The following is a 7,983-nucleotide window of genomic DNA, read 5'->3' as shown; positions in this document are numbered from 1 at the left end:
CTACTTCTTCAGCCGCTTGGCGTTGGCGACGGCCGTCCTGTGGATCGGGCGCATGGCGTCGGCCTGGCCCTTCAGCAGTTCGGTGTTGAGGGTCAGCATCTGGCCCGCGGCGCGGCTCCACCAGCCGAGGGCGTAGCTATACTGGGCCTGTAGCGCCGCCGCGGGAGTCTGGGCGGCGGCGATCGAGGCGGCGGCCTGCGTCGCCAGCCCGGCCTCGGCGACGACGCTGGAGCCGACCCGGCCGCCGATGTCGCCGAAGGTCCGCGCCATGGACGAGGCCGAGGCGGACAGGGCCTCGACCTTCTCGCTGCTCATCAGGGACATCTCCGCCAAGTCGACCTTGGACGGGTCGGCCATGCCGGCGGCCATGATGGTCAGCCGGGCGTTGATCACGTCCCCGGCGGCCTGCAGCATCTCTCCGCCGGAGATCGCGGCATCGGCCGCGGAAGCGGTCTGGCGGGTTATCCGGCGGCTGGTCTTCAGCGCCTTGTCGATCGGTGTCATGTCCCTGCCTTGGGCCGCTTTCAGGCGTCGAGCAAGACCTCGGCGGCGAAGTCGGCGACATCCTTGAGCAGGGCGGGCACGGCGGCGTCGATGATGGTCTGGCCCTTCTCCGGGCTGGCCTGGGCGGGGTCGGAACCGATGCGACCGTCGGGGAAGCGGGCGCGGTAGTCCAGCGCATCGCGGATCGGCCCGACCGGCGCGATCTGCGGGCTGTAGTCGGCGGTCTTGACCAGATGCGGGTAGGCGGCCTGGGTCACGGCGATCTCGGACGGCGTCGCGTGCATGCCATGGCCAGTCGGGAACATTCGGGTGCACAGGCCGTGGACCCCAGGCAGGTCCCACCAGTTCTTCAGCTTCAGGACGAACGGCGGCTGCTCCTCGACGAAGCTCCACTCGGCGTAGATTTCGGCGAAGGTCGCCTCGATGGTGGCGACGTTGCCGCCGTGGCCGTTGAGGAAATAGATCCGCTCGAAGCCGTGCCGCGACAGCGATGAGACCCAGTCGGTGATGGCCGCCATGAAGGTGGAGGGGCGCAGCGAGATGGTGCCGGCGAAGGCGAGGTGGTGCTGGGCCATGCCGATGTTGAAGGTGGGGGCGACGATCAGACCCTGGTCCTGCTTCTCGGCGGCGTGGGCGATGATCTCGGGGCACAGCCAGTCGGTGCCGAGCAGACCGGTGGGGCCGTGCTGTTCGTTGGAGCCGATGGGGACGACGACGGTCTTCGTGGTCTGCAGCCGCGCATCGATCTCCGGCCAGGTCGAAAGGTGCATCAGCATTGGGAGGCGCTCCGGAACTCGAGACTCGAACTCCCGGCGCTCTAGGCCGATTGGCGGCCGGAGCCAACCGCCGAGGCCCAAACAGCGGGCCCGGCGCGATGTGCGGCGCTGCTCCGCTCGACAAAGTACGCGGCACGGCTTGATCCGCCGCCCCGACCGTGCGTTTCACCGCCCATGAAAAAGCCCGACAAGCCCGCCGTCCTCTCCATCCGCAACGCCAAGCTCAGCGACCTCGATGCGATCTCGACGCTGGTCGCCAAGGTCTACAAGGACATGCCGGCGCTGACGCCCGGCATGCTGCGCGGCCAGATCGCCGCCTATCCGGACGGCCAGTTCGTGGTCGAGTACGACGGCGACATCGTCGGCTACGCCGCCGGCTTCCGCATCGACGAGAAGACGGCCATGTCGCCCCACACCTGGGGGCAGATCACGGGCGGGGGTTACGCCGCCCGGCATGATCCCGTCGGGGAGTGGTTCTACGGCATGGAGGTGTGCGTCGATCCGGACCGCCGCCGCCTGCGCATCGGCCAGCGGCTCTACGACGCGCGGCGCGACCTGTGCGAGGCCGAGAACCTGCGCGGCATCGTCTTCGGCGGACGCATGCCTGGGCTGGGCCGGCGCAAGGCCGCCTACCCGGACCCTCGCGAATATCTGGACGCCGTCACGGCGCGGAAACTGAACGACCCCGTCATCGGCTTCCACATGCGCGGCGGGTTCGAGCCGATCGGGGTGCTGGAGAACTATCTGAGCTCGGACACGGCCTCGATGGGGCACGCGGCGCACATGGTGTGGCGCAACCCGTACTACACCGAGACGCACGGCCGAGGCGCGGCCTTCGCCGTCAAGGAGACGGTGCGGGTGGCGACGGTGCAGCTGCAGGCCCGCAAGGTCGCCAGCTTCGAGGAGTTCATCTCCAACATCGAGTATTTCGTCGACGTGACCTCGGACTACCGCTCGGACTTCGTCGTGTTTCCGGAGCTCTTCACCCTCCAGCTGCTGTCGCTTGAGTCCAAGAAGCTGAGTCCGGTCGAGTCGATCGAGGCCCTGACCCGCTACACGCCGCGCTTCGTCGAGGCGATGCGCAAGATGGCGGTGGAGTACAACATCAACATCATCGGCGGCTCTCACCCGACCCAGACCGACGACGGCGACATCCAGAACGTCGCCTATGTCTTCCTGCGCGACGGCTCGGTGCACGAGCAGGAGAAGATCCACCCGACCCCGAACGAGCGCCACTGGTGGAACATCAAGGGCGGCGACCGCGTCCACGCCATCCCTACCGACTGCGGCCCGATCGGGGTGCTGATCTGCTACGACTCCGAGTTCCCGGAGCTGGCGCGGCGGCTGGTCGACGAGGGCGCGCGGCTGCTGTTCGTGCCGTTCTGCACCGACAACCGTCAGGGCTATCTGCGTGTCCGCTACTGCTCGCAGGCCCGGGCCATCGAGAACCAGTGCTACGTCATCCTGTCGGGCAACGTCGGAAATCTCCCGAACGTCGAGAACATGGACATCCAGTACGCCCAGTCCTGCATCCTGACTCCCTGCGACTTCCCCTTCGCCCGCGACGGGGTGGCGGCGGAAGCCAGCGAGAACGTCGAGACCGTCACCGTCGCCGACCTCGACCTGTCGGACCTGGCCTGGGCCAAGTCGCAGGGCACGGTGCGCAACCTGCGCGACCGCCGGTTCGATCTGTACAAGACGGTGTGGGCGGACGGGGGGTGAGGTCAGCCGACCATGCTCACGAACGCCGGTCAGGCGTTGGCGGCGCACAGGTTCCCAAGCGGCCTCGGAGAATGCCCGCAATGGGTGGAAAGCGGACACCAAGGCTATCGGCTAAACCGAGGTAGCCGGTGGATTATGAAGCGCTTCAGCCGGTGTGTTTGGGTGTAGGCCCGGTTTGACAGGCTGGCAGGCGAAGCTAGCAGGTTCCGCGACCACCCCCTGTCCAGCCGGAGAGACGGCGTTCGGTGAGAGGGTCACTCCAAAGGGCTGGAGCAGTTGTCCGACATAGTTTTCAGGCACAGCACCACCGACGCCGTAGCGGGCCGGCAGGCTTCCTTCGCCAGGTGCATAATGGGTGCCGAAAAGTCGATCGATGAAAGACAGTTGACCAGCGAAATTCCGGTCGTATGCCTCCGCCTGGTCGGCGTGGTGCCAGTGGTGAAAGCGAGGCGAGGTCAGCAGCACACCCAACGGCCCAAGATCCAATCGCACGTTGGAATGCAGCAGGGGCGCGTGAATCCGGTAGACGATGGCGTAGATCAAAAGCGGTAGCGGAGAGAATCCCAGCACGATCGCGGGCAGGGCCATCATCGTCGAGTTCAGAATTTGGTCGACCGGATGCACCCGGTAGGCGGCTAGCCAGTCGAGGTTTTCACTGGAATGGTGCACTGCATGGAAACGCCACAGCAGCGGTACGGCATGGCACAGCCGGTGAGCGGCGTATAAGCACAGGTCCGACAATACCAGGAGTTCGAGGAACTCCAGCCAATCGGGTTGCGCCCGCACGGCTTGTCGGAGCGGCTCGGGCACCGCTGAGATAGCGAAAACGCTTGCCGCTAGAACCGCCACCGTCGTCCCAAGCCTTATCAGGGTCCCGGACAAAAAGACGTGCATAAGGTCGATCTTCCAACCGGGCCGAAGCGTGTTCTGGCCGGGATGCAGAGGTAGCAACCGTTCAAGGATCAGAAGGACGCCGCCGGTCGCAAACACAAAAAGGAAACCGATCATCGTCTGCATCAGTAGACGAGGGGGAGCAGCCGGAACCGGCCTTTTTGGGTATAGTTCTGGTGAGTGACGCACTGCATTAAGATGCGTTCCTCAGCTATAGTTCGCGCAACCCGGCAGGTAGTCCACAATCGCCACCCGCGCGAACCAGTCGAGCATGAGACGGAGTTTTCGTGCGCGGTCCGTCGAGTGCATTTCGCGACGCTATCCAATGCGCCTTGCCGTCCGATTAAGATAAGGCCGCTGCCCATGCGGCCGTCGAGGCCCGATGGATCGGTCACCTCCGCGGTGATCGCAGAGCTCGGACCAGCCAAGACCCACTTTTCGCCCGGCTCACACAATGTCCGCTAAGGGTCGGGAGCGGACCGTCGCCTAAGGTTGGGAAGCTGACGTTGCGTGTCGGCGGAAAGCAGTCGGATTGGTCAGGCGTCGGGTGCTGTTCGTCGCAAAGGAAGATACCCGTCGAACTTAAGCGGCCTTCTTCTTGAGCGCACGACCGAGCCAAAGGGTGAGCCCCGCACTTGCAAATATCATCCCGAGGGCAATCCATTGAAGCTCATCAAGTGCCTGCTCGCCATCTGGCATGGTGCGGAGATAGAGCAGCGCAACAATTATGCCCACGGCCACGCCAGCCAGCAGTGACCTTAGTCGATCCAGATACACCATAGGCCCCTCACCCCTCCGCAGCCGTCACTCTAGGTGCACGTGTCGAAGGTCCGCAATGGGTCGCCAGCCGACCGTCGCCTGAGGGCGGAAAGTGGACGTCAGTGCTTTTGGCCCATCTCCAGAACTCTCCGGAGCCAGGCCTTCAGTCGAAGATGCCTCCGCTGAAGATACGTCGCCGCCAGAATGAGCCTCCAACCGACGCCGCCGCTCAGCGCGAGCAGAGCCCTATTCCTCCGTCGGCGCGGCCGCCTCGCGACGGGCGCGCACGACGGCATCCGCGACGTTACGGGCTTGGGCATTGAGATTGATACGGTTCTGCTCGGCCGAATACAGCCCGCGCAGATAGGCCATGTCCCAGTCGGTCAGGCCGTCGACCCGCTCGGGGGTGTCGAACAGGTTCAGCACCGTGTCGTAGCGCGCGCTTTCGGCGTCGTCGTCGATCTGGGCCAGGGTCACCATGGCCATGTAGTCAGCCAGCTTGTTCACCGGCAGGCCGCTGACGTCGTCCATGTCGACGATGATTATGACCTTGTTCATGTCGTCGCGGATCTGGCTGACCAGCCGAGACGCCGCGAAGACAAAGATCACCGGGGGAGACTCGCCGGGCAGGCGGATGGCGCGTTCGCCATTTACCGAGTTCACCGGCATGCTGATCTGCCACCAGCGCACGGGACGATCGTCCGACTGGAAGGCTTCCAGGGCGCTGCTCGTCTGCATCATCTGCAGGCTGCCCACGTCGAACGAGCGTCGACGCGCCTGAACCAGCGAGCGAGCCATCCCGGCGCCGTCATCGGTCGCGACGATCAGAGCGTTGGCCTTGCAACCCGGTTCTCCGACACGGACATCGAGATCGCCGGCCACGTCGGATACGCGATCGATGATGGCTTGGGCGACATCGCGCTGAAGATTGGCCACCCCAACGCACAGCGGCGTGTTCCAACGCGCAAGCCCGCGTCGCCGATTAGGCGCGGCTACGTCCTCGATAAAAGCTTGGGCCATCAGCTCGATGCCCCGCGCGTCGACGACGACATCGTCCAGCGTGACTGCCGTGGGGTCTTGCGGCGGCGGAGGCGGGGACGCCTGAGGCGACGGAAGTCCGAGGGCCAGAGCGAGAGCCAGTCCGATCATGGCGTTACTCCTTCGATAGATACCGCCGCAGGCGCCAGACGAGGGTGGCGGCTAGCGCACCGAAAGTCCAGAGTTGCAAGCTGAGCAGCAGCACAACCGACGGCCGACCGGTCCGGCTGTCCGCTAGGGTCGGAAGCGGACTTGACCTCGGCGGCGGGAACCGGCCCTTGTCGTTCGGCGCATGGCGCCTGAGCACAGAAGCCCGATGGCCCGACGCGAGAGAACGAGAACCGGCCCCGGGGCCTCGAAACCCGTGGCCGCGCGTCCCGCCGTCATGACCGGCGCGCCGATCCCTTCGCTAGCGTGGCCGCCTGATGAGGACCGGGTCGAGACGATCTTCGCGCGGCTGGCGGCGGTGATGCCGGAGCCGAAGACGGAGCTGAACTTCACCAGCCCGTACACGCTCGTCGTTGCGGTGGCGCTGTCGGCGCAGGCGACGGACGTCTCGGTCAACAAGGCCACGGAGAAGCTGTTCGCCGTGGCGGACACGCCGGCGAAGATGCTGGCGCTGGGGGAGGCGGGGCTGATCCCCTACATCGCCTCGATCGGTCTCTATCGCGGCAAGGCCCGGAACGTGATCGCCCTGAGCCGGATCGTGCTGGAGCAGCACGGCGGCGAAGTTCCGCTCAATCGCGAGGCGCTGCAGGCCCTGCCGGGCGTCGGGCGCAAGACGGCCAGCGTGGTGCTCAACGAGCTGGGGATCGAACCGGCCATCGCCGTGGACACCCATGTGTTCCGGGTCTCGCACCGGCTGGGCCTCGCCAACGCCGCCACGCCCGACAAGGTCGAGGCGCAGCTGCACCGGATCGTGCCAGAGGCGTGGCTGCCCAAGGCGCACCACTGGCTGATCCTGCACGGGCGCTACACCTGCACGGCCCGCAGGCCCAGCTGTCCCGGTTGTGTGATCTCGGACCTTTGTCCGTCGCGGGCCGGGATGTTGGCGTTGCGGAGTGGTGAGTAGTGAGTAGTGATTGGTGGCTGGTGGCTGGTGGCTGGTGGCTGGTGGCTAGTGGTTCGTGAGTGCGGGCTGGCGCCGGCGGAAACCTCGACTTTAGCACTGAGAGCAATCGGCTCACCAATCACTACTCACTACTCACTAATCACTAGCCACTAATCACCACTCACTCCTCCGTCTACAGCCGCGACCGCACCGCGTCGGCGAAGCGCTGACCACCGGCCGGGGCTGTGCCGAGATAGAAATCAGGCTCGATCAGTTCGGCCTCCATCAGCAGCCAGCCCCCGTCCGGGCCGCGGGCCATGTCGATGCGGGCGTAGAGCAGGTCCTCGCCGATGGCGGTCAGAGTACGCTCGGCCAGATCGAGGGCTCCATCGGCCGGTGCGGGCAGGGCCGTGTAGCCGCCGCCGTACTGGACCTGCACGCGGAACTCGCCGGGGACCGGGCGCTTGTTGACGACGTGGCTGAGTCGGCCCCCGAAGAACAGCAGCGATGTCTCGCCCTCGGTCTCGATGGTCGGGAGGTAGGGCTGGATCATCGCCGGGCCCCCGGGGGCGTCCGCCATGGCCTCGCCCGGACGCAGCCGCAGCGTCTTCCACGCGCCGCCGGAGACGCGCGGCTTGACCACGATTTCCTCGGCGCCGAGGCGGTCGAAGGCGGCGTCGACATCGGCCTGCGACGGTCCGTCGATCCAGAGCGTGGGCGGGATGGCGACGCCCTGCTCCGCCAGGCGGCCGAGGTAGCTCTTGTCGGAGTTCCAGCCCAGCACCGACGGCGGGTTCAGCAACCGCACTCCCGCCTCGGCCCAGGCGCGGCAGCCCTTCATCCACAGCGCGTGGTCGCGGTGATAACCCCAGGCAAGCAGCGGCAGGACCAGCGGATAGCCGGTCAGGGCCGAGGCGTCGTCCACATGGTCGGGCCAGGGCGTCGGCGCGGCGGTGACGCCGGCCAGCGCCAGCGCCTGCTGCAGCCGCTCCAGCACGCCCGGCCATTGGCCGGCATAGGAGGGGTCGGAGGGAGACGGAGTGAGGACGGCGATTTCTGTCATGGCTGCCTCATAGCGAAACCGGGGCGGACACATAAGGCTTGCCTTATGGGTTTTCGGATGACGCCGCGCCGGCCCTCGGCTAAGGGCCCCGCATGACCCAGAACCCGAACTACGACGTCTGCGCCGTCGGCAACGCCATCGTCGATGTGCTGGCCCCTTGCGAGCCCGCCTTCCTCGAC

General features: G+C 66.3%; 8 protein-coding genes. 2 read left to right on the top strand and 6 right to left on the bottom strand.

Annotated features, from left to right (window positions below; all coding sequences use genetic code 11):
- Entirely contained in the window at nt 1-504 is a 504-nt protein-coding gene (locus VGB60_RS06960) for a phasin (protein ID WP_331037540.1), read from the bottom strand.
- 20 nt (nt 505-524) lie between these two features.
- Complete coding sequence (locus VGB60_RS06955; RefSeq protein WP_331037539.1) at nt 525-1,280, bottom strand: creatininase family protein; 756 nt, start codon at nt 1,278-1,280, stop codon at nt 525-527.
- Between the two features lie 174 nt (nt 1,281-1,454).
- Here VGB60_RS06955 and VGB60_RS06950 point away from each other — a divergent pair, with 174 nt between their 5' ends.
- On the top strand, nt 1,455-3,002 hold the full coding sequence (locus VGB60_RS06950; protein WP_331037538.1) for a GNAT family N-acetyltransferase: 1,548 nt from the start codon (nt 1,455-1,457) through the stop codon (nt 3,000-3,002).
- A gap of 111 nt (nt 3,003-3,113) precedes the next feature.
- Here the strand turns inward: VGB60_RS06950 and VGB60_RS06945 are convergent, their stop codons facing one another.
- The 3 genes from VGB60_RS06945 to VGB60_RS06935 form a co-directional block, all read right to left on the bottom strand.
- Complete coding sequence (locus VGB60_RS06945) at nt 3,114-4,010, bottom strand: sterol desaturase family protein (RefSeq protein WP_331037537.1); 897 nt, start codon at nt 4,008-4,010, stop codon at nt 3,114-3,116.
- 465 nt (nt 4,011-4,475) lie between these two features.
- A complete protein-coding gene (locus VGB60_RS06940) occupies nt 4,476-4,673 on the bottom strand; it encodes a hypothetical protein (protein ID WP_331037536.1) in 198 nt (65 codons plus the stop codon).
- A 225-nt stretch (nt 4,674-4,898) separates the two neighbouring features.
- Nucleotides 4,899-5,801 (bottom strand): hypothetical protein, encoded by a 903-nt coding sequence (locus VGB60_RS06935; RefSeq protein ID WP_331037535.1) that lies wholly within the window; start codon nt 5,799-5,801, stop codon nt 4,899-4,901.
- A gap of 274 nt (nt 5,802-6,075) precedes the next feature.
- Between VGB60_RS06935 and nth the strand changes: the two genes are divergently transcribed.
- Complete coding sequence (nth, locus tag VGB60_RS06930) at nt 6,076-6,762, top strand: endonuclease III (protein WP_331037541.1); 687 nt, start codon at nt 6,076-6,078, stop codon at nt 6,760-6,762.
- 172 nt (nt 6,763-6,934) lie between these two features.
- On the opposite strand, the gene VGB60_RS06925 is transcribed toward nth, so the two are convergent.
- Nucleotides 6,935-7,804, bottom strand: coding sequence for a transporter (locus VGB60_RS06925; RefSeq protein WP_331037534.1), 870 nt, complete (start codon nt 7,802-7,804; stop codon nt 6,935-6,937).
- Nucleotides 7,805-7,983 lie beyond the last annotated feature (179 nt).

The sequence above is a fragment of the Brevundimonas sp. genome, assembly GCF_036399195.1.
In the GTDB taxonomy this organism is placed as follows: Bacteria; Pseudomonadota; Alphaproteobacteria; order Caulobacterales; family Caulobacteraceae; genus Brevundimonas.
The sequence above is the reverse complement of the archived record's forward strand: the minus strand, read 5'-3'. Positions and strand labels throughout refer to the sequence as shown.

Bases quoted from the DNA above. Each gene is read 5' to 3' on its own strand.
- VGB60_RS06960 (WP_331037540.1), bottom strand. From the start codon at position 504: ATGACACCGATCGACAAGGCGCTGAAGACCAGCCGCCGGATAACCCGC.
- VGB60_RS06955 (WP_331037539.1), bottom strand. From the start codon at position 1,280: ATGCTGATGCACCTTTCGACCTGGCCGGAGATCGATGCGCGGCTGCAG.
- VGB60_RS06950 (WP_331037538.1), top strand. From the start codon at position 1,455: ATGAAAAAGCCCGACAAGCCCGCCGTCCTCTCCATCCGCAACGCCAAG.
- VGB60_RS06945 (WP_331037537.1), bottom strand. From the start codon at position 4,010: ATGATCGGTTTCCTTTTTGTGTTTGCGACCGGCGGCGTCCTTCTGATC.
- VGB60_RS06940 (WP_331037536.1), bottom strand. From the start codon at position 4,673: ATGGTGTATCTGGATCGACTAAGGTCACTGCTGGCTGGCGTGGCCGTG.
- VGB60_RS06935 (WP_331037535.1), bottom strand. From the start codon at position 5,801: ATGATCGGACTGGCTCTCGCTCTGGCCCTCGGACTTCCGTCGCCTCAG.
- nth (WP_331037541.1), top strand. From the start codon at position 6,076: ATGACCGGCGCGCCGATCCCTTCGCTAGCGTGGCCGCCTGATGAGGAC.
- VGB60_RS06925 (WP_331037534.1), bottom strand. From the start codon at position 7,804: ATGACAGAAATCGCCGTCCTCACTCCGTCTCCCTCCGACCCCTCCTAT.